Annotated in this window: 17 protein-coding genes; 6 read left to right on the top strand and 11 right to left on the bottom strand. The window is 67.7% G+C overall.

The window, feature by feature from the left end:
• Positions 1 to 6: 6 nt before the first annotated feature.
• The 4 genes from P3H15_RS35725 to P3H15_RS35710 form a co-directional block, all read right to left on the bottom strand.
• Positions 7 to 1,218 carry an AI-2E family transporter gene (locus tag P3H15_RS35725; RefSeq protein WP_276141575.1) on the bottom strand — a complete coding sequence of 404 codons (1,212 nt, stop codon included), beginning with the start codon at positions 1,216 to 1,218 and terminating at the stop codon, positions 7 to 9.
• 77 nt (positions 1,219 to 1,295) lie between these two features.
• A complete protein-coding gene (locus P3H15_RS35720; RefSeq protein WP_043826878.1) occupies positions 1,296 to 1,487 on the bottom strand; it encodes a YbdD/YjiX family protein in 192 nt (63 codons plus the stop codon).
• A complete protein-coding gene (locus tag P3H15_RS35715; protein ID WP_276141574.1) occupies positions 1,480 to 3,783 on the bottom strand; it encodes a carbon starvation CstA family protein in 2,304 nt (767 codons plus the stop codon). Before P3H15_RS35715 ends, P3H15_RS35720 begins: the two co-directional genes overlap by 8 nt.
• Before the next feature lie 126 nt (positions 3,784 to 3,909).
• On the bottom strand, positions 3,910 to 5,487 hold the full coding sequence (locus P3H15_RS35710) for an FMN-binding glutamate synthase family protein (RefSeq protein WP_276141573.1): 1,578 nt from the start codon (positions 5,485 to 5,487) through the stop codon (positions 3,910 to 3,912).
• Positions 5,488 to 5,606: 119 nt separating this feature from the next.
• On the opposite strand from P3H15_RS35710, the gene P3H15_RS35705 reads away from it, so the two are divergent.
• Positions 5,607 to 6,011 carry a CD225/dispanin family protein gene (locus tag P3H15_RS35705; protein ID WP_276141572.1) on the top strand — a complete coding sequence of 135 codons (405 nt, stop codon included), beginning with the start codon at positions 5,607 to 5,609 and terminating at the stop codon, positions 6,009 to 6,011.
• Between the two features lie 46 nt (positions 6,012 to 6,057).
• Entirely contained in the window at positions 6,058 to 7,137 is a 1,080-nt protein-coding gene (ychF, locus tag P3H15_RS35700; RefSeq protein WP_276141571.1) for a redox-regulated ATPase YchF, read from the top strand.
• Here the strand turns inward: ychF and P3H15_RS35695 are convergent.
• Complete coding sequence (locus P3H15_RS35695; RefSeq protein WP_276141570.1) at positions 7,127 to 8,527, bottom strand: MFS transporter; 1,401 nt, start codon at positions 8,525 to 8,527, stop codon at positions 7,127 to 7,129. The genes ychF and P3H15_RS35695 overlap by 11 nt on opposite strands.
• Before the next feature lie 61 nt (positions 8,528 to 8,588).
• On the opposite strand from P3H15_RS35695, the gene P3H15_RS35690 reads away from it, so the two are divergent.
• Entirely contained in the window at positions 8,589 to 9,119 is a 531-nt protein-coding gene (locus P3H15_RS35690) for a helix-turn-helix domain-containing protein (protein WP_276141569.1), read from the top strand.
• A gap of 3 nt (positions 9,120 to 9,122) precedes the next feature.
• Here the strand turns inward: P3H15_RS35690 and P3H15_RS35685 are convergent, their stop codons facing one another.
• From P3H15_RS35685 to P3H15_RS35675, 3 genes are all read right to left on the bottom strand, one after another.
• Positions 9,123 to 9,992: a PE-PPE domain-containing protein gene (locus tag P3H15_RS35685; RefSeq protein ID WP_276141568.1), complete on the bottom strand. Its 870-nt coding sequence runs from the start codon at positions 9,990 to 9,992 to the stop codon at positions 9,123 to 9,125.
• Positions 9,993 to 10,060: 68 nt separating this feature from the next.
• Positions 10,061 to 10,453 (bottom strand): DUF1304 domain-containing protein, encoded by a 393-nt coding sequence (locus tag P3H15_RS35680; protein WP_276141567.1) that lies wholly within the window; start codon positions 10,451 to 10,453, stop codon positions 10,061 to 10,063.
• Positions 10,450 to 10,917 carry a hypothetical protein gene (locus P3H15_RS35675; RefSeq protein WP_276141566.1) on the bottom strand — a complete coding sequence of 156 codons (468 nt, stop codon included), beginning with the start codon at positions 10,915 to 10,917 and terminating at the stop codon, positions 10,450 to 10,452. Before P3H15_RS35675 ends, P3H15_RS35680 begins: the two co-directional genes overlap by 4 nt.
• 86 nt (positions 10,918 to 11,003) lie before the next feature.
• Here P3H15_RS35675 and P3H15_RS35670 point away from each other — a divergent pair, with 86 nt between their 5' ends.
• Entirely contained in the window at positions 11,004 to 12,047 is a 1,044-nt protein-coding gene (locus tag P3H15_RS35670) for a LuxR C-terminal-related transcriptional regulator (RefSeq protein WP_276141565.1), read from the top strand.
• A gap of 7 nt (positions 12,048 to 12,054) precedes the next feature.
• Here the strand turns inward: P3H15_RS35670 and P3H15_RS35665 are convergent, their stop codons facing one another.
• Together P3H15_RS35665 and fusA are read right to left on the bottom strand one after the other, a co-directional pair.
• Positions 12,055 to 12,492, bottom strand: coding sequence for a hypothetical protein (locus P3H15_RS35665; RefSeq protein ID WP_276141564.1), 438 nt, complete (start codon positions 12,490 to 12,492; stop codon positions 12,055 to 12,057).
• Between the two features lie 84 nt (positions 12,493 to 12,576).
• Positions 12,577 to 14,610, bottom strand: a complete 2,034-nt coding sequence (gene fusA / locus P3H15_RS35660) for an elongation factor G (RefSeq protein ID WP_276141563.1) — start codon at positions 14,608 to 14,610, stop codon at positions 12,577 to 12,579.
• Positions 14,611 to 14,742: 132 nt separating this feature from the next.
• On the opposite strand from fusA, the gene P3H15_RS35655 reads away from it, so the two are divergent.
• Positions 14,743 to 15,210 (top strand): SRPBCC family protein, encoded by a 468-nt coding sequence (locus tag P3H15_RS35655; RefSeq protein ID WP_276141562.1) that lies wholly within the window; start codon positions 14,743 to 14,745, stop codon positions 15,208 to 15,210.
• On the opposite strand, the gene P3H15_RS35650 is transcribed toward P3H15_RS35655, so the two are convergent.
• Positions 15,207 to 16,862 (bottom strand): alkaline phosphatase D family protein, encoded by a 1,656-nt coding sequence (locus P3H15_RS35650; protein ID WP_276141561.1) that lies wholly within the window; start codon positions 16,860 to 16,862, stop codon positions 15,207 to 15,209. The two genes, P3H15_RS35655 and P3H15_RS35650, sit on opposite strands and share 4 nt — an antisense overlap.
• A 771-nt stretch (positions 16,863 to 17,633) precedes the next feature.
• On the opposite strand from P3H15_RS35650, the gene P3H15_RS35645 reads away from it, so the two are divergent.
• On the top strand, positions 17,634 to 17,859 hold a 226-nt coding region (locus tag P3H15_RS35645; RefSeq protein ID WP_276141560.1), incomplete at its 3' end, for a hypothetical protein.

Below are 17,859 nucleotides of genomic sequence, written 5' to 3'. Positions count from 1 at the left end.
CGCCGGTCAGTCCGGCTTGGACGCGACGGCGGTCTCGTCGACGGTGACGCCCTCCCGTTCGGCGTCGTCGAGGTCTTCGTTCGCGGCGACGGCGTCGGGGATGTTGCTTTCGGCACTGTGCTCGTCGATCTGCTCGCCGATGTAGCGCACCACCACGGCGGCGACGGCGGCGGCGGGCACCGCGAGGAAGGCACCGACGATCCCGAACACGGAACCACCGGCGGTGACGGCGAGCAGCACCACGACGGCGTGCAGTTTCATGCTCTTGCTCTGGAGTACCGGCTGCAGCACGTTGCCCTCGATCTGCTGCACCACGAGGATGATGATCAGCACGATCACGGCGGTGGTGAGACCGTTGGCGACCAGCGCGACCAACACGGCGAGTGCGCCGGCGACGAACGCACCGACGATCGGGATGAAGCCACCGATGAACGTCAGGATCGCGAGGACCGGTGCCAGCGGCACGCCGAGGATCACCAGTCCGGCGCCGATGAAGACGGCGTCGATGAGGCTGACCAGTGCCTGGGTGCGAATGAACCCGCCGAGTGTGTCCCACATGCGGCCCAGCACCTCTTCGAGGTGACGGCCCGCGCGGCCGCCGCTGACGGAATGCAGCCACGGGATGAACCGGGGACCGTCCTTGATGAAGAAGAACGACAGCACCAGCACTAGGCCCAGCGTGATCAGCAGCGAGCTGGCGGTGCTGACACCGGTGAACACCCCGGACGCGATGACCGTTCCACTCTCCTGGACCTTCACGATGATCGTGTGGATGCCCTGGTCGATCTGATCGTCCTGCAGGTTGATCGGTGGACCCTTCAACCAGTCCTGCACCTGGTTGATGCCCTGGGTGGCCTTGTTGGCCAGCTCGGGGGCCTGCCTGACGACGGACGGCACGATGCCGGCGATGATCCCGGCGACGACGGCGATGAACACGACGAGCGTCGTCGCGGCGGCCGCCGCCGGGGGGATGCGCCGCTTCGTCATCGCGCGCGTCGGCGGCCACAGCACCGTGCACACCACGACGGCCAACAGCACGGGGAGGACGATCACCCACAGCTTCTCGATGATCCATCCGAACAGCAACGCGCCCAGCGAGATTGCCACGAGGACCAGCGACCACTTGGCCAGCCACATCGCACCCACCCCGATGAGGTGCCCGCGGTCCGGTTTCGTGACCGCGCTCCCGGACGGTGCCGGGGCTTCCTTCTCCGTCACAGATGGTCCTCCCTGCCGTGTCTGCTCAGCCGATCAGTACTGACAGTACTGGGGAACGCCGGGCCGGCACGGTGAGGTCAGCAGCAGCGGGCGCCCGGGTTCGCGTCGGCGTCCGCGTAGCGCGCTCGCCAGTACTCCCGCTCGCTCGGCACCTCGGCGTCCGGATGGTGGCGGCGAAGGTGCTCGACGTACCTGCTGTAGTCGTGGTCGCCCATCAGCGCCCCCGTCCACCACCAGGCGGTCCGGACGGCCCCCACAACCCTATTCATCATGATGATGTGCCCTGTCCGTGTGGGTATGTGCCGCGCCGGGTGCGCGAACCGCGCCCGAGGCGATGAGTTCGTTCCATTCCTTGTCGAGTTCCTTCTCGGCGGCGGTGGTGACGAACCCGGCCGGTGCGAAGATCTTCGACGGTTCCTCCGGAGCTTCGGTGGTCGGCAGTCCACCGGCCCGGAACGCCTTGAGACACACGAGCGCTCCGGCCACCACGACGACGAGGACGAGGCCGGCGAACACGATCGACAGGGTGCCCTGGATGAACGTGTTGCGGATGACGGCGTCGATGGCCTCGGGGGTCTTGGCGGATCCGAAGCTGGTCTTGCCCGCTTCCTTCGCATCCTTGAACGCGGCGTGCTGCGACCAGTAGCCGACGGAGGTGTTGCCGGAGAAGATCTTCTGCCAGGACGCGGTCATGGTGACGATCAGGTCCCAGACGAGGGGAACACCGGGAATCCAGGCCCACTTGAACAGGCCCTTCTTCATGACGATGGCGAGGACCACCGTCAGCGCGATCGCGGCGAGCAACTGGTTCGCGATGCCGAACAGCGGGAACAGCGTATTGATGCCGCCGAGCGGGTCGGTGACGCCCATCAGGAGGATGGCGCCCCACAGTCCGACGACGGCGAGCGAGCACACCCACGCGCCGATGCGCCACGACGGATCCTTGAACTTGCGGGCGGGCCCGCCGAAGTTGCCGAGCGAGTCCGACAGCATGAACCGGGCGACCCGGGTGCCTGCGTCGACGGTGGTGAGGATGAACAGCGCCTCGAACATGATCGCGAAGTGATACCAGAACGACTTGAGGGCAGCGCCGCCGAGGAACTGGCTGAGCACCTCCGACATGCCGAACGCGAGCGTCGGGGCACCGCCGGTGCGCGAGATGATCGACTCCTCGTCGACACCTGCCGCGGCCTGCGCGAGGGTGTCCGCGGAGATGTTCGGGCTGGAGAGTCCGAGGCTGTTCACATACGTCGCGGCCGTCTCGGGGGTTCCGCCGGTGAGGGTGGCCGGCGCGTTCAGCGCGAAGTACAGGTGCTGGTCGATGATGCACGCGGTGACGAGCGCCATGATCGCGACGAACGACTCGGTGAGCATGCCGCCGTAGCCGATCAGCCGCATCTGCTTTTCCTTCGCCAGCAGTTTGGGCGTCGTGCCGGAGGAGATGAGCGCGTGGAAGCCGGACAGCGCGCCGCACGCGATCGTGATGAACAGGAATGGGAACAGCGAACCCGCGAAGGCGGGGCCGTTGCCCTGGATGGCGAACGTCGTGACGTCGGGCATCTTGATGGCGGGCTGCGCGACCAGGATGCCGATGGCCAGCAGGACGATCGTGCCGATCTTCATGAACGTCGACAGGTAGTCGCGCGGGGCGAGGAGCAGCCACACGGGGAGGACGGAGGCGGCGAAACCGTAGGCGATCATCAGCCAGGCGATGGTCACCTTGGACAGCGTGAACCAGTCGGCGCCCCAGCCGGTGTCGGCCACCCAGCCGCCGGAGACGATGGCGAGGAGCAGCAGCACGACGCCGATCAGCGACACCTCCGCGACCTTGCCCGGGCGCAGGTACCGCAGGTAGACGCCCATGAACAGGGCGATCGGGATGGTCATGGCGATGGAGAAGACACCCCACGGGCTTTCCGCGAGCGCGTTGACGACGACGAGGGCGAGCACCGCGATGAGGATGATCATGATGACGAAGACGCCGATCATGGCGGCGACACCGCCGACGACGCCGAGTTCGTCGCGGGCCATCTGGCCGAGGCTGCGGCCGCGGCGTTTCGTCGAGATCCACAGGACGAGGAAGTCCTGGACGGCTCCGGCGAAGACGACGCCGATGATGATCCACAGCGTGCCGGGCAGGTAACCCATCTGGGCGGCGAGGACGGGGCCGACGAGGGGCCCTGCGCCGGCGATGGCGGCGAAGTGGTGCCCGAACAGCACCCGCCGATCCGTCGGCATGTAGTCCTTGCCGTTCTCGAGGATCTCGGCGGGCGTGGCCCGGTCGTCCCGGGGCTGGACGAGTTTGCGCTCGATGAACCGCGCGTAGAAGCGGTAGGCGATGAGGTAGGTGCAGACGGCGGCCACGACGAACCAGACGGCGTTGATGTTCTCGCCGCGGACGAACGCGATCATCACCCAGGCGATGCCGCCGAGAATGCCGAGGACTGCGAACGTGATCCGCGCCGCCGGTGAGATCGGAGTGCGGTCCACGACGCCGACCGGCGGCAGATCCGGATCCGTTTTCAGGTACTCGACCTCGGACTCGGGGGCGGCTCTCAGGGCCATCGCGAACTCCTTCCCGGCGTCCCCGTCGTCATTGTGTGCCAGGGGCGACGCCGTCGACAGGTGCCACATCTTTTGTGGCCCCCGTCACCCTATTGCGCCGACGTTCCGTTCGACGAAAAAACGACGTCAGAAGCGCGTCGAGTCGGCATCGATCCAGTCGGTGAGCCAACCCGACGGCGGGTCCTCGAGTAACTCGCCGGGCATCAGCCACTCGTACAGTTCCGCGTAGGTGCGGGTGGTGACGCCGTCGATCCGGCGGTTGAGCATCGCCGGTGTCAGTTGGTCGAAGCTGTCGAGGCCCATCGACGCCACCATCTGCCGGGCGCCTGCCACCGTCGACTTCTGAAACCGGAACACCCTGGCCGCCTTGTCGGGGACGTCGAGTGCGCGGGTCCGCGCCGGGTTCTGGGTGGTCACCCCGACGGGGCAGCGGTTGGTGTGGCACATCTGCGCCTGGATGCACCCGACGGCGAACATCATCGCGCGGGCGGCCAGGGTGAAGTCGGCGCCCTGGATGATTCGTTTGACGATGTCGGATGCGCTGGCGACCTTCCCGGACGCGCCGATCTTGACGCGGTCCCGCAGTCCGGTGCCGGTGAGGGCGTTGTGCACCAGCATCAGCCCCTCGGTGAGGGGCATGCCCATGTTGTCCTCGAATTCCACTGGACCCGCACCGGTTCCGCCTTCGGAGCCGTCGACGATGACGAAGTCCGGGGTGACGTCGCGTTCGAGCATCGCCTTGCAGATGCCGAGGAACTCGATGCGCGATCCGACGCACAGTTTGAACCCGACGGGTTTGCCACCGGAGAGCTTCCGCAGGGTGACGATGAAGTCGATGAGCCCGTTCGGGGTGGAGAACGCGGTGTGCGCGGGTGGGGAGATCACCGTCTTCCCGACCGGCACTCCGCGCGTCTCGGCGATCTCCCGCGACACCTTCGCGCCGGGCAGCACGCCGCCGAGCCCGGGCTTCGCGCCTTGCGACAGTTTGATGGAGATCGCCTTCACCTGGTCGAGTGCCGCGTGTTCGGCGAACTTGGCGGGGTCGAACCGGCCGTCCTCCGTCCGGCAGCCGAAGTAGCCGGACGCGATCTCCCAGATCAGGTCGCCGCCGTGCTTGCGGTGATAGGGGCTGATCGCGCCCTCGCCGGTGTCGTGCGCGAACCCGCCCCGCGCGGCCCCGGCATTGAGGGCTTCGATGGCGTTGGCCGAGAGCGAGCCGAAGCTCATCGCCGACACGTTGAGAAGCGCGATGTCGTAGGGCTGTTCGCAGTCCGGTCCGCCGAGGCGGACGGTCGGCGGTTCGGGCGGGGCCATCCGTGCGCGCAGCGAATGGACCATGAACTCGTAGCCGACGGCGTGGACGTCCCGCTCGGTGCCGAACGGCTCCTCGGCGAGCGTGCCCTTGGCGCGCTCGTAGACGAGGTCGCGGGTGTCGCGGTCGAAGGGCGTTCCATCCGTGGACGATTCGATGAAGTACTGCTGGATCTCGGGGCGGATCTTCTCGAGCAGGAACCGCGCGTGCCCCAGCACCGGGTAGTTCCGCAGAACGCTGTGCCGCCGTTGCAGCAGGTCCCACGTGCCCAAGGCGGCGGTCGCGAGCAGGAGGAGGGCGGCGAACCACCATCCCGTGGCCACAGCGACGGTCAGGGCGAGAGCACCCAGTCCGAGGATCCATATCGCGAGGACGATCAACCATCGGGTCACGTGCTGAGACTAGAACCTCACGTGAGCGCCGACGCGTACTCCGGCGCACTTTCCCACTCACATGGGGAGGGGATGGGATAGTGGAGGCACGAGGTCAGCTGCCACGACTGGGGGATGTCATGTCGGAGTCAATCAATCCGGAATCGTCGAGCAATCCGGTGCCGCCGAAGCCCGGCGACGCGGGCGCCTACGCCTACCAGTACCCGACGCAGCAACAGCCGCAGGCGCAGCCCTACCCGGGACAGTACGGCCCGCCGCCGCTGCCGCCGTCGAACGCCGGGTGGGCGGTGGCCGCCGTCCTCTTCTTCTGGCCGCTCGCGTTCGCCGCGTTCAACCACGTCCACGACGTCTACCCGAAGTGGGCGATGGGCGACTACCAGGGTGCCCAGTACGCGTCCGACCGCGCCAAGTCGCTCGGCAAGATCGCTCTGTGGATCTGGGTGGCGCTGATCGTCGTGTTCGTCATCGGGTACGCCATCCTGATCATCGCCCTCGTCGCGAACAGCAATACCAACAGCTGGTGAGGGCGTGGTCGTTGATCCGGCGCCGACGCCGTAGAATCCAACGACCGTGAGCCTTACCCTCGGAATCGTCGGACTGCCCAACGTCGGCAAGTCCACCTTGTTCAACGCGCTGACCAACAACGACGTGCTGGCCGCGAACTACCCGTTCGCGACCATCGAACCCAACGTCGGCCTGGTCGAACTGCCCGACCCGCGGCTGTCCAAGCTCGCCGAGATCTTCGGTTCCGAGCGCATCCTGCCCGCCACGGTGTCGTTCGTCGACATCGCCGGCATCGTCAAGGGCGCCTCCGAGGGCGCCGGCCTCGGCAACAAGTTCCTCGCCAACATCCGCGAGGCCGACGCCATCTGCCAGGTGGTTCGCGTCTTCAACGACGACGACGTCGTGCACGTCGACGGCCGCGTCGACCCGGCATCCGACATCGAGGTGATCGAGACCGAGCTCGTCATCGCCGACATGCAGACGCTGGAGAAGGCCCTGCCGCGCCTCGAGAAGGAAGCGAAGAAGAACAAGGAGCTCAAGCCGATCCACGAGGAGGCGCTGAAGGCGCAGGAAGTCCTCGACTCGGGCAAGACCCTGTTCAGCGCGAAGGACAAGCTGGACTTCGCGCTGCTGCGCGAGCTGAGCCTGCTTACCACCAAGCCGTTCCTGTACGTGTTCAACGCCGACGAGGCCGTGCTCACCGACGAAGCGAAGGTCGCCGAACTGCGCGCCTCCGTCGCCCCCGCCGACGCCGTGTTCCTCGACGCCAAGGTGGAGCAGGAACTCCTCGAATTGGACGAAGAGGACCGGCAGGAGATGCTCGACTCCATCGGACAGTCCGAGCCCGGCCTGCACGCCCTCGCCCGGACCGGCTTCCACACCCTCGGCCTGCAGACCTACCTCACCGCAGGTCCCAAGGAGTCCCGCGCCTGGACCATCCACAAGGGCGACACCGCCCCGCAGGCCGCCGGCGTCATCCACACCGACTTCGAGCGCGGCTTCATCAAGGCCGAGATCGTCTCCTTCGACGACCTCGTCACCGCCGGATCCATGGCCGCCGCCAAGGCCGCAGGCAAGGTCCGCATGGAGGGCAAGGACTACACCATGGCCGACGGCGACGTGGTGGAGTTCCGCTTCAACGTCTGATCGCGTCTCTCCGCACGAGGAGTGCGACGACTGCTGCGCCGGCGAGGGAGATCAACCCGGTGGTGACGGCGGCGTGGTTCCAGCCCGCCGCCATGCCGTCGATGGTGCCTGCGGGGTCGAGGGCGATGATGCTGACGACGGTGACGCCGATGGAGGAGCCGAGGTAGCGGGCGGTGTTGTTGGCGCCGCTGCCGAGTCCGCCCTGGTCGGCGGGGACGCTGGCGACGGCTTGGCGGCCGAGACCTGCGTTGAGCAGGCCGCTGGCGATGCCGGCGAGCAGCAGGCCCGGGACGAGTCGCAGCGGGGACGAGTCGGGGGACAGGCCCGTCATCGTGAGCATGGCGGCGCCGACGCCGGCGAGTCCGATGACGAGTTGCGGGGTCCCGGCGAGTCGCGCCGGGAGTTTCCGCGCCAGCAGTGACGCCACGACGCTCGTGCCGGACCACAGCGCGATCACCCCGGCTGCGGCGAGCGTGCTGACGTGCATCGTCTTGACGAGGAACGTGCAGGCGAACGACATCAGACCAATGATGCCCGCCCCGGTGGCGAGGGCCGCGATGGTGGCGGCGAGGAAGTCGCGTCGTCGGAACAAGGCGAGGTCGAGCATCGGGAACGGGCGCCGCCGCTCGACGCCGACGAACGCGAGGGTGAACACGGCGGCGCCGATACCGCAGAGGACGGTGGCGGGAGTGTTGCCCTGCCTTCCCTCGACGAGTGCGACGAGGACCAGCACCATCGCGGCGCACAGCGTGACCGCTCCCGGGACGTCGATCCGCTTCGGGACGGCGGACCGTGACTCCGCCAGCGCGCGCGTCGCGACCTGTCCGATCGCGAGCGACGCGACGGCGAGTGCCCAGTACAGGCCGCGCCACCATCCGGCGAGGTCGAGGAGTCCTGCGAGCACGGGACCGACCGCGATGCCTGCGCCGACGCTCGCGCCCCAGATCCCGCTCGCCGTCGCGCGTGCCGCCCGAGTGGCGAAGGCGTGGGCGACGGCGCCGAGACTGGCCGCGATGAGCGCTGCGCCCGCCACCCCTTGAATCAGTCGCCCGACGATGAACAGGACGGGTTCCTGACTGATCGCGCCGACCACCGCGCCCAGTGCGAGAAGCCATGCGCCCCAATGGAACACACGGCGCCGGCCGTAGTCGTCGGCGAGTGCGCCCGCCGTCAACAGGACCGCGGCGAGGCCCACGCTCATCGAACTGAGAATCCACGTCTGCGCCGCGGGGCCGGCCGACAGCGCCGCGGCGACGGTGGGCATGTTGCCGAGCGGGGCGCAGAACGCGATCAAGGCGACGAACGTGCCGAGCGACGCGACGGACAGCGTGGTTCCCGGGCGGGGTGCGAGTGTGCGGGCGGGCGGGACAACCGCGGTTGGTCTGTTCACAAGACTGAACTTAGAACTATTTTGGTCTGGTGACAAGACCGAGTTGAGTTAGCATGGGTGAATGGCACTGGGAACCGGGTACTCGCAGCAGAACTGCAACCTCGCTCGCGCGCTCGAAGTGGTAGGCGAGCGGTGGACGATGCTCGTGCTGCGCGACTGCTTCTACGGCGTCCGCCGCTTCAGCGATCTCCTCGCCCATCTCGACATCTCCCGCGCGGTCCTGACGGATCGGCTGGGCGCTCTCGTCGAGGCGGGTGTCCTCGTCCGCGCCGCCGACGGCGGTCACCCCGAATACGAGCTCACCGAGGCCGGCAAGGCGCTGTGGCCGAGCATCTACGCGCTCTCCCAATGGGGTGAGCAGTACGTGTCGCCCGGCAGTTATCCCGGCCGGGTGTTCTCGCACGCCGAATGCGGGACGCAACTCGACCGTTTCGGGCGGTGCCCCGACTGCGGCACGATCCCGGGGCCGGAAGACCTCGTGGTCGCCCCCGGGCCGGGGGAGGCCGTCCACCCTCGCAGCGACGCCGTCGCCGTGGCCCTGCGCGAACCCCGCCGGATGCTCACCCCGCTGCGGTCACGCAGCGAGGCCTGACCGTCACGCCGCGACGCGCAGAGGCGGTTCGAACGTCGCGCGCACCTGCAGCCACTGGGCGAGGATCTGACATCCGGTGAGCCCGCTCGCGTCGAGTGGTTCGCTGGCGTACGCGATGTGCCGCCCGCCCCGCGTGTTGACGACACGCACACCGCGCCAGGCGAGGCGCGGCGGAAGGTAGCCCAGCACCTCGATCATCGCGGTCCGCAGGCGACGGGCGTCGGTGCGCCACTGCCGGGGGCTGAATCGTGTCTTGCCCGCATTCTGGAAGCTGTTGCTGCGGATCAGTTCCCACGTCTGCGTGAGCCACGTCCGAACTGCGCGGAACGACATCCACCGGGTGAGGTCGGCGATGTCGCGGACATAGCTGTCTTCGCTGGCATTGCAGATCATGTCGTCCGGGTGCGCGATCCACTGGACCGGTACCGACTCGGGGATCGGCGCGCCGACACCCGCGACACCGCGCCCGAAGCATCCCGGGACCACTCCCGCCGGTTGCTCGGGATCGGAGACGAGACCCACGGCGGCGAGGTTGCCGAAGCGCAGGGTGCCGGTGGCGATCTGTCCGAGCACCTCACGGATCACGGTGCATCCCTGCGAGTACCCGATCAGCATGACACGTCCGGGAACGTCGTCGATGGCGTCGATCAACCTGCGGACGCCGACCTCGGTGCTCTGCCGATAGCTGAGCCCGCCAGCCGCGACCGGCCCGTACGACGCCGGATAGCCGACCCACCGAGACTCGAATCGGTCGTCGAGGGCGTCGGTGACGTCACACAACAGTCCGGAGACGTGGCGCCGGTGGTCATCGGGGTGGGACTCTCCGGTACCACCGATGGCGAGAACGGTCACCTGGGGCATGGCGTCCATCATGCCGACGGACGATAAGGATTCGATCGGTCGACCCTGAGAAGTTTCTGGCAATCGACTGCGAAAGGTTGTCACCCGATGGCCAGCGCGATCAGAGCCACCAGCGGCGGCCCGCTCTGTGACAGTGCGCCGACGACGCCGTCGCCGCGCTGCCGGCTCAGCGCCATGCGATCCGACGCGGCCAGGGCGATGCCCGCCAGGAACATGAACAGGCAGGTGTAGACGACGAGCGTGCGACCCGGCGTGTCCTGACCGGCCCACCACAGGATGACGCCGGCGATGGCGCCGGAGGCGAGGAACAGGTTGTAGAAGCCGACGTTGAACGCCCACAGATGGGCCGCATGCACGTCGCTGCCGGGTATGCGGAAGATGCCCTCGTGCACCGACGGCCGGCGGAACAGGAACGATTCCCACACGAACGCCAGCACGTGCACTCCCGCGGCGATCTGCGCGACGAGGATCACGGCGCACCCGCCCCGGTCGCGAGTTCGACGCCGTAGCGGTCGGTGACCTCGTGCAGTAGTCGGGCCACGACCTCCGGCGAGTGCCCGCCACGGCCGACCACGTCGAGATCACCGAAGAAGCGGCCGTGGGACGCCCCGGCGGCGACGAGGAGGAAGTCGGCGGACTCGGAGAGGACCGTGAACGTATTCATCGTTCCCGCCTCGATGGCGACCGTTTCCCCCGCCGCGAGTTCGTACCCGGTGTCCCCGGCCTGGACGAGTATCCGGCCGCGCAGCACATGGTAGGACTTCGACCACGGCTCGGCGTGCAGTGGACCGTTCGGTGCGGTCCGGGACGCTTCGACGAGGAAGACTTCGTACGTTCCGCCGGTGTGATCCGCGCCGACCAGGACCGTGATGTCGGCGTCCGGCGCGATGAACCGCCTGCCGTCGCCTGCTCTGATTACGTGAACGTGGGTGGACATACTGCGACGCTATGACGGGCACCGCGCGCTACCCATCCCCGGAATCTGGGATGGTGGTGTGCCGGTGACCAGCGCATACTGTGTTCATGCTGGAGGTCCGGGCGGAAAAGCTGCGCCGGGAGGTGCTCGCTTTCGCGGGATCGGGCGCCGGCGTCACGCAGCTGCACGAGCGCGCCATCGAACTGGTCGGGGAGACGGTGCGCACCGACCTGACGTGCTGGGCGATGCTCGACCCGGAGACACTCGCGATCAGTTCGATGACCAGCGGGCGCAACCGGATACCGCGGCAGTACGAACCGCTGCTCGCCGAATCCGAGTACAACGGCGACGATCCGGGCACGTTCGCCGAACTCGCGCGCAGCGGCCGGACCGTCGCGCGGGCCTCGGACCTACCCGCGGTCGCGGTCGCGCACAGCCTCCGCCACGGCGCGGTGTGGGCGCCGCTGGGGCTCCGCAGCGAGGTCCGGATCGTGTTCCGCGTCGACGGTGTGTGCTGGGGCGCAGCCGGATTCGTGCGGTCCGGGCCGGATTTCACCGACCGTGAGCTCGAGTTCCTCACACTCGTGGCTCCCGGCCTGGCGGTCGCGACGAGGGCCGCGTCCGTGCACGCCCCGGCGGTCTCCGGTCGCGGCGAGCAGGGTCCGGCGGTGGTGGTCACCGATGCCGCCGGCGATCCGATCGCGCTCACGGCCGCTGCCCGTGGCTGGCAGGACCGCTTCGACGAGGTCGCCCCGGGCAGGTTGACCGTGGTGTTGCGGGCCGCGACGTTCGGGGCGCGGTCGAGCGGTTCGGGGATCTTCAAGGCGCGCGTGCGCGACGCGGAGGGCGGCTGGATTCTGGTGCGCGCCACGGCCTTGATCGGCGGCGACGAACCGCAGACGGTGGTCACCCTGGAACCCGCCGCCGGCGGTGAGCTCACCGGGTTGTTGCTCGCAGCGTATGCGGTGACCGCACGCGAGCGTGACGTGTGCGCCGACGTGCTGGCCGGCTACGCGACGTCCGAGATCGCACGACGTCGCGGCATTACCGCGAACACCGTCCAGGACCACCTGAAATCGGTGTACGCGAAGGCCGGGGTTCGCAGCCGCGCGGAACTCGCCGCGCGGCTGAGGACCGGTCGCGAGAACTAACGACCGCTCACGACCCGGTGGTGCCCGTCGCCAGCGAGGAACAGGCCTCCTGCGCCGCCGCCCACGTCGAATTGTCGATCCCGGGAGGAGCGGCCGACTCGTCCGGCGCGCCGCCCTGGGGTGGGGCCGAACCGTCGCCGCCCTCAGGCGGTGCCATCTCGCCGCTGGGCGGGGTCATTCCGCCCGGTGCCCCGCCGCCGGCTCGGTCGGGCGGTGCGGGCACGCCGTTTTCCTCGAGGCAGGCCTGGAGTTCGTCGCTCATCGCCGCGGGGGCGGAGCCGCCCTGCACAGCGCTGCCGCCGGCGTCGCCCTGCACGGCGCTGCCGGCGGTGCCGGTCGACGAAGTGCCGGACGAAGACTCGCCCGAACTACACGCCACGACGGAACATGCGAGACCTACTGCCATCGCCGCTCCACCGATGCCGCGAACCAATTGTGAACGCATGATCGATGCCCTTCCTCTGTGAGTGAGACACCACTACACCGCGGGAAGCTGGGAGAACGCTGCGTGCACGCTGGAAGGGCACTGTCAGCGCGGTTCGGGCCGCTCCTGGTAGCACTTGAAACTCAGCGCGAGACGGCCACGCCCGTGCGTCATCGAGCGCAGGGCGACCGGATAGTCGGTGACCTCGCTCGTCGGCACGGAAGCGATGACGGTGACCTCACCGTCCCCTGCGGGTTCGGTGCCCTCGATCTGGCCGCGTCGCCGGCCGAGATCCGCCATCACGTCACCCTGCAGCGTCGAGGGCACGGTGACCTCGACGTGGTCTACGGGTTCGAGGACGAGAGTGCCCACCTTGTCGATGGCCGCACGGAGGGCGAGCGCCCCCGCCATCCGGAAGCTGAAATCGTCGGAGTCGACCGAGTGATGCTTGCCGTCGAGGACGGTGGCGCGCAGGTCGACGAGCGGAAACCCGTGCCTGCCTCCGCGTCCCATCGATTCGGCGATCCCCTTGCCGACCGCGGGAATGAGGGATTTGGGTATCACTCCGCCACGGGTCTCGTCGACGAACTCGTAGCCCTCGTCGCGGGGGAGCGGCTCGAAGCGGACCGTCGCCACACCGAACTGGCCGTGGCCGCCGCTCTGCTTCTTGTGGCGGCCCTCCGTCTCCACGGTGCCGAGCAGTGTCTCGCGGTACGCGATCTTGACCGGTTCGGTCAGGAGGGTGATGCCGTACCGCCGCTTCAACCGGGTCAGCGCCACCTGCACGTGCACGTCGCCGGCGCCCCGGACCACCGTCTGGTGGGTTTCGCTGTCGCGCGTGACCTCCAGCGTCGGGTCGTCGCTGACGAGTTCGGCCAGGGCGGTCGCGAGTTTGTCCTCGTCGCCGGCGCTCTCGGCGGCCACCGCGATCCCGTAGACGGGGCGGCGGTGCACGATCGGGGGCACGGTGAGCGGTGAGCCGATCGGAGCGAGGGTGTCGCCCGTCGAGACGTCGGTGAGTTTGATGGCGCCGACGATGTCGCCGGCCTCCGCGCTGTCGATCGGGGTGTGTTTGCTGCCGAGGACGCGAAGAAGGTTGTGCAGGCGTTCCTTCGCGCCGGTGCGCTGGTTGACGAGGACATCGTCCGCGTGCACGCTGCCGGAGAGGATCTTCAGCAACGCCACCTGCCCGACGTATTCGTCGGTCTGCGTCTTGAAGACGTACGCGAGCGGGTCGCCGGACGGATCGCACCGCACCTCGGCGACCCGGTCCCCGTCACCGCGGACCTCGATGCCCGGGACCTCCGACGGTGCCGGTGCGATTCGGCACACGAAGTCGAGCAACCGGTCGACGGCGATCGCATCGACGGCCGACCCGCACAGCACCGGCCACAGCGATCCCGCGGCGAAACCCGCGCGGAGCGCGTGCTCGAGTTCGGGCACGGAGATGTCCTCGCCGTCGAGGTACTTCGAGAGCAGGTCGTCTTCGATCTCGACGACGTCCTCCACGAGATGCTCGTGCTGTTCGTGTTCGCGGTCGGCGATGTCGGCGGGCAGTTCGTCGCTTGTGCTCGCGGACCCGCTGTCGTAGAGGATGACGTGCTCGGTGAGGAGGTCGGCGACGCCGGTGAACGCGGACGCCTCGCCGACGGGCAGGTCGACCGGTTCGACTCCGGACCCGAAATGGTCGCGGATCCCGGCCAGGACGGCGTCGAACGACGCCCGTTCCTTGTCCATCTTGTTCACGAACAGGATGCGCGGGATGGCTCGCTCGGTGGCCGCCTGCCACAGCAGTTCGTCGTTCACCTGCAGACCGCTGACCCCGTCGATCACGAACACGGCGACGTCGGCGACCCGGAGCGCCGTCATCGCGTCGCCGGCGAAATCGGCGTAGCCCGGCGGGTCGAGAAGATTGATCCGGTAGTCGTTCCAGGAGAACGAAGCCAGGCCGAGCGTCAGCGACTGGGTGCGGTCGTGTTCTTCCGGTTGGGTGTCGAGCACGGTGTTGCCGCTCTCGACCCGTCCGGGTCGCGTGACGACACCGGCGCGGAAGAGTATCGCCTCCGCGAGCGTCGTCTTCCCGTTGCCCTGATGCCCCACCAGGGCGATATTGCGGATCAGATCCGTCTCGGTCGTCACTGCTACCCCCACCATGTCGTACGGGTCGCTCCCGACGATACCGCGCGCGCGACCGGTGGCGAGGCGTTATCTTCCACGTGAAGAGGTGGTCGCGACCTCGGTCCGCCACACCCGACACCGAATGGAGACCGCATGGCCTCGGCCGAGTTCCTCGTCGAACGTTCCACCGTCATCGATGCGAGCCCCGACGTCGTTCAGCCCCTCCTCGACGACTTCCGGAAATGGCAGGCGTGGTCGCCGTGGGAGGACGTCGATCCCGACTTGAAGCGCACCTATTCCGGCCCGGATTCGGGAGTGGGCGCTTCCTACGCATGGGAGGGCAACCGCAAGGCGGGTTCGGGACAGATGGTGATCACCGAGTCGGTGCCCGGCTCGAAAGTCGTGCTCGACCTGACCTTCCTCAAACCGTTCAAGGCGGAAAACGTCACGACGTTCCTCCTCGAACCGAACGGCGCGGGCACGACCGTCCGCTGGCAGATGACCGGCAAGAACAACCTCTTCTTCAGGATCGTGGGAGTCGTCTTCCCGATGGACAAGATGGTGGGCAAGGACTTCGAGAAGGGGCTCGCGCAGCTGAAGGCGGCGGCCGAGCAGCGTTAGTAGTCCTTTCCCGTCGCCAGTTCGAGGTCGGTCATGGTCTTGAACCGGGGTGTGCCGTCGCCGTCGTTGCGGGCCTGTTCCATCACGAGGCGGGCCGACCGTCCGTTCAGATGAAGGGTCGCCACCTGATCGCCGAAGAACGGTCCGGCGACCTTGGACCAGTCGAGCGGAACGGGCGGCACCCGCGACACCCGGCCCAGGATGAAACGCACGGTCCGCTCGGTGGTGCGCCGCCACGAGATCCGGAACGTCACGTTCATGGCCGCCGGTACGTAGTTGTGCAGGGGCGAGCACGTCAGCTGATAGACCAGTGACTGCAGCGGTTCGGGGTAGTGCGCCTGCGCGGCGTAGGCGTGGTGGACGTCGCCGGACAGCACCGAGATGGTGGACGGCGCGCGCCCACCCGGCCCGGCCCGGTGACCTCTGCCGACGTCGGCGAGGAGCCGGGCGAGCCGGTCGAAGGAGTCACGAAACGCCGCCCAGTGCTCCAGGTCTGCCGCGCGCCGGATCTTCTCGGCCCAGGCCGCCACCCGCGGGCCGCGGGATCCGGCGGCGAGGCGTTCGTTCCAGGACTCCAGGTCGTGGAGGGCGCGGGGCAGCAACCACGGCAGCGACGTCCCGACGAGAAGATGGTCGTAGTCGCCCTCGGTCTGACGTTCGATCCAGGAGAACTCGGGGTCGGACACCATCTCGCGGCGGCCGCCGGCGAGGATGCGCCCGCACCGCGAGTCGATGACGAGCAGCCTCGCGACTCCGAGGTCGCGTCGATACGACCACTGCGTGCCCTTCGCGCCGTCCGCCTCCTCGTCGGCGGCCGACGCGAACTCCCGGAGCATCGGTTCGACGTCGCCGCCGTGCTTCCGAACACGTTGGTACAGATCGTTTTCGGCGAGGAGGCTCGGCGACAGGTTCCCCAGGTGCTGATAGACCCAGTACGACGACAACGCGCCCACGATGCGCTCCTCCCACCACGACGTCGCCTCGACGTCGTCGCGCCAGGACTCGGACGTGTTCCAGTCGTCCCGCACGTCGTGGTCGTCGAAGATCATCGACGTGGGCACCGTGGACATCAGCCAGCGCACCTGAGGGTCCGACCACGACTCGGCGTACAGCCAGGTGTATTCCTCGAAGTTGCGCACCTGCGGGCCGGGTGGCTCCTTCACGTCGTGGATCTCGGCGACCCGCGCTTCGGTCTCGGGGGAGAGTTCGTCGGCATACACCTGGTCCCCGAGCAGCAGCAGGGCGTCGGGCCACCGGTCCGGGGACTGTCCGGCCATCCGCACCGCGTACGCGTCGAGGGCGTCGGCGCCGAGGTGCCGGTTGTCCTCCGTCGTGGACATCGTGGCGAACCGGCACGATCCGAACGTCAGGACCAGGGTGTCGTCGTCCTCGCGGAGCGTGCGGATCACCGACGGGACGGCGTTCGGCAGCGGCCACACCGGACGGCCGTCGAGGGTCACGTCGTACGGAGTGGTCGATCCCGGTTCCAGATCGTCCACGACGACGAGCGCGTAATGGTGACCCGACACGTTCCACGTGCGTTCCTCGTGGCCGAGGACCCGGACGGTGCACGGCTCCGACGTCTCGACCCACACCGTCGCATCGCCCGTGCCGACATGTCTGAGCAGCGGTCCGAGAATCAGCTCCGCCACTCTCGTCACCCTGCCGGATTCTTCGCGCGTGACCGGTACATGCGATAAGCCTACGGATCCCCGGGCGACCGCGAGGAGGCTTCTGCCCGAAGGTGACGTTCGGCAGGGCAAATGTTTCCTAGGCCGAGTCGGGGCTCGGTAGCTGGGTGAAGTCAAAGCCGATCTGATGTTGCACAGGGTTCGCCGGGCAGACCCATTTCAGCTCAGATAGACCTTCCACGGGTTGGAGACGCATGTAACGCTCGGTCGGGCACCAAAGGCAGCGTCCCCTCGGGACTGTGAGAAAGGTCTGTCCTTCGGTATCCCTCTCGAGGGCATAGCCTGGCAACCCGAACCGAAATGGTCGAAATCTTGTTGCGCACAATGTGAGATTTATCGTCAGGGCAAGTCCACTCAACGCGACAATTACACAGGCCGCGATGGTCGCAATGTAGTTGCTTTGATTCGACTTCAGATTCACGATGGCAACTAGAATTCCTAGTGACACACCGACGACTGACAACCAATTATCCGGTAACCACACGCGGCGTTTCACTTGACGGTGCATCTCAGTTCGGTGTTCGAACGGATCGTTTGGAGTCTTGCCGACGATGAAGTTGCCGCCGACAGTGATGTCATTCTTCCCCCAAGTTTCCAAAGATCTGATGTAAATAATCGGCGATATGTTGACAGACGTGACCGACAAGTACGGTCGCGAGGACGAAACGCTGCTGTTGGTTACGTCCCGATCGAAGGTCGGGTTACAGGGCTAGCTGCAATACCGTTCAGTTAGTGAACAAGGATGTCGCATTTCGGCGGCTGGGTGGGTTGTGGATGGTGTTGGTGGTGCGCGCGTTTCGCGGCCCATTTGAGGACCTTGCGTTTGACGACGCGGGGGTTGGCGCGGTGTCGGCGTACCGGGTTGATCCGGCGCAGGAGTTTGGCGATGCCCTGATCCCACAGTCGGGTGGCGGCGTGGTGGTTATGAGGGGGAAAAAGAGCTGTGGGACAGGGATCG

The organism is Rhodococcus sp. T2V, from assembly GCF_029269925.1.
In the GTDB taxonomy this organism is placed as follows: Bacteria; Actinomycetota; Actinomycetes; order Mycobacteriales; family Mycobacteriaceae; genus Rhodococcus_F; species Rhodococcus_F koreensis.
The sequence above is the reverse complement of the archived record's forward strand: the minus strand, read 5'-3'. Positions and strand labels throughout refer to the sequence as shown.

Coding starts and splice junctions, on each gene's coding strand:
- P3H15_RS35720 (WP_043826878.1), bottom strand. CDS start 1,487: ATGAATAGGGTTGTGGGGGCCGTCCGGACCGCCTGGTGGTGGACGGGG.
- P3H15_RS35715 (WP_276141574.1), bottom strand. CDS start 3,783: ATGGCCCTGAGAGCCGCCCCCGAGTCCGAGGTCGAGTACCTGAAAACG.
- P3H15_RS35705 (WP_276141572.1), top strand. CDS start 5,607: ATGTCGGAGTCAATCAATCCGGAATCGTCGAGCAATCCGGTGCCGCCG.
- P3H15_RS35690 (WP_276141569.1), top strand. CDS start 8,589: ATGGCACTGGGAACCGGGTACTCGCAGCAGAACTGCAACCTCGCTCGC.
- P3H15_RS35685 (WP_276141568.1), bottom strand. CDS start 9,992: ATGATGGACGCCATGCCCCAGGTGACCGTTCTCGCCATCGGTGGTACC.
- P3H15_RS35675 (WP_276141566.1), bottom strand. CDS start 10,917: ATGTCCACCCACGTTCACGTAATCAGAGCAGGCGACGGCAGGCGGTTC.
- P3H15_RS35670 (WP_276141565.1), top strand. CDS start 11,004: ATGCTGGAGGTCCGGGCGGAAAAGCTGCGCCGGGAGGTGCTCGCTTTC.
- P3H15_RS35665 (WP_276141564.1), bottom strand. CDS start 12,492: ATGCGTTCACAATTGGTTCGCGGCATCGGTGGAGCGGCGATGGCAGTA.
- P3H15_RS35655 (WP_276141562.1), top strand. CDS start 14,743: ATGGCCTCGGCCGAGTTCCTCGTCGAACGTTCCACCGTCATCGATGCG.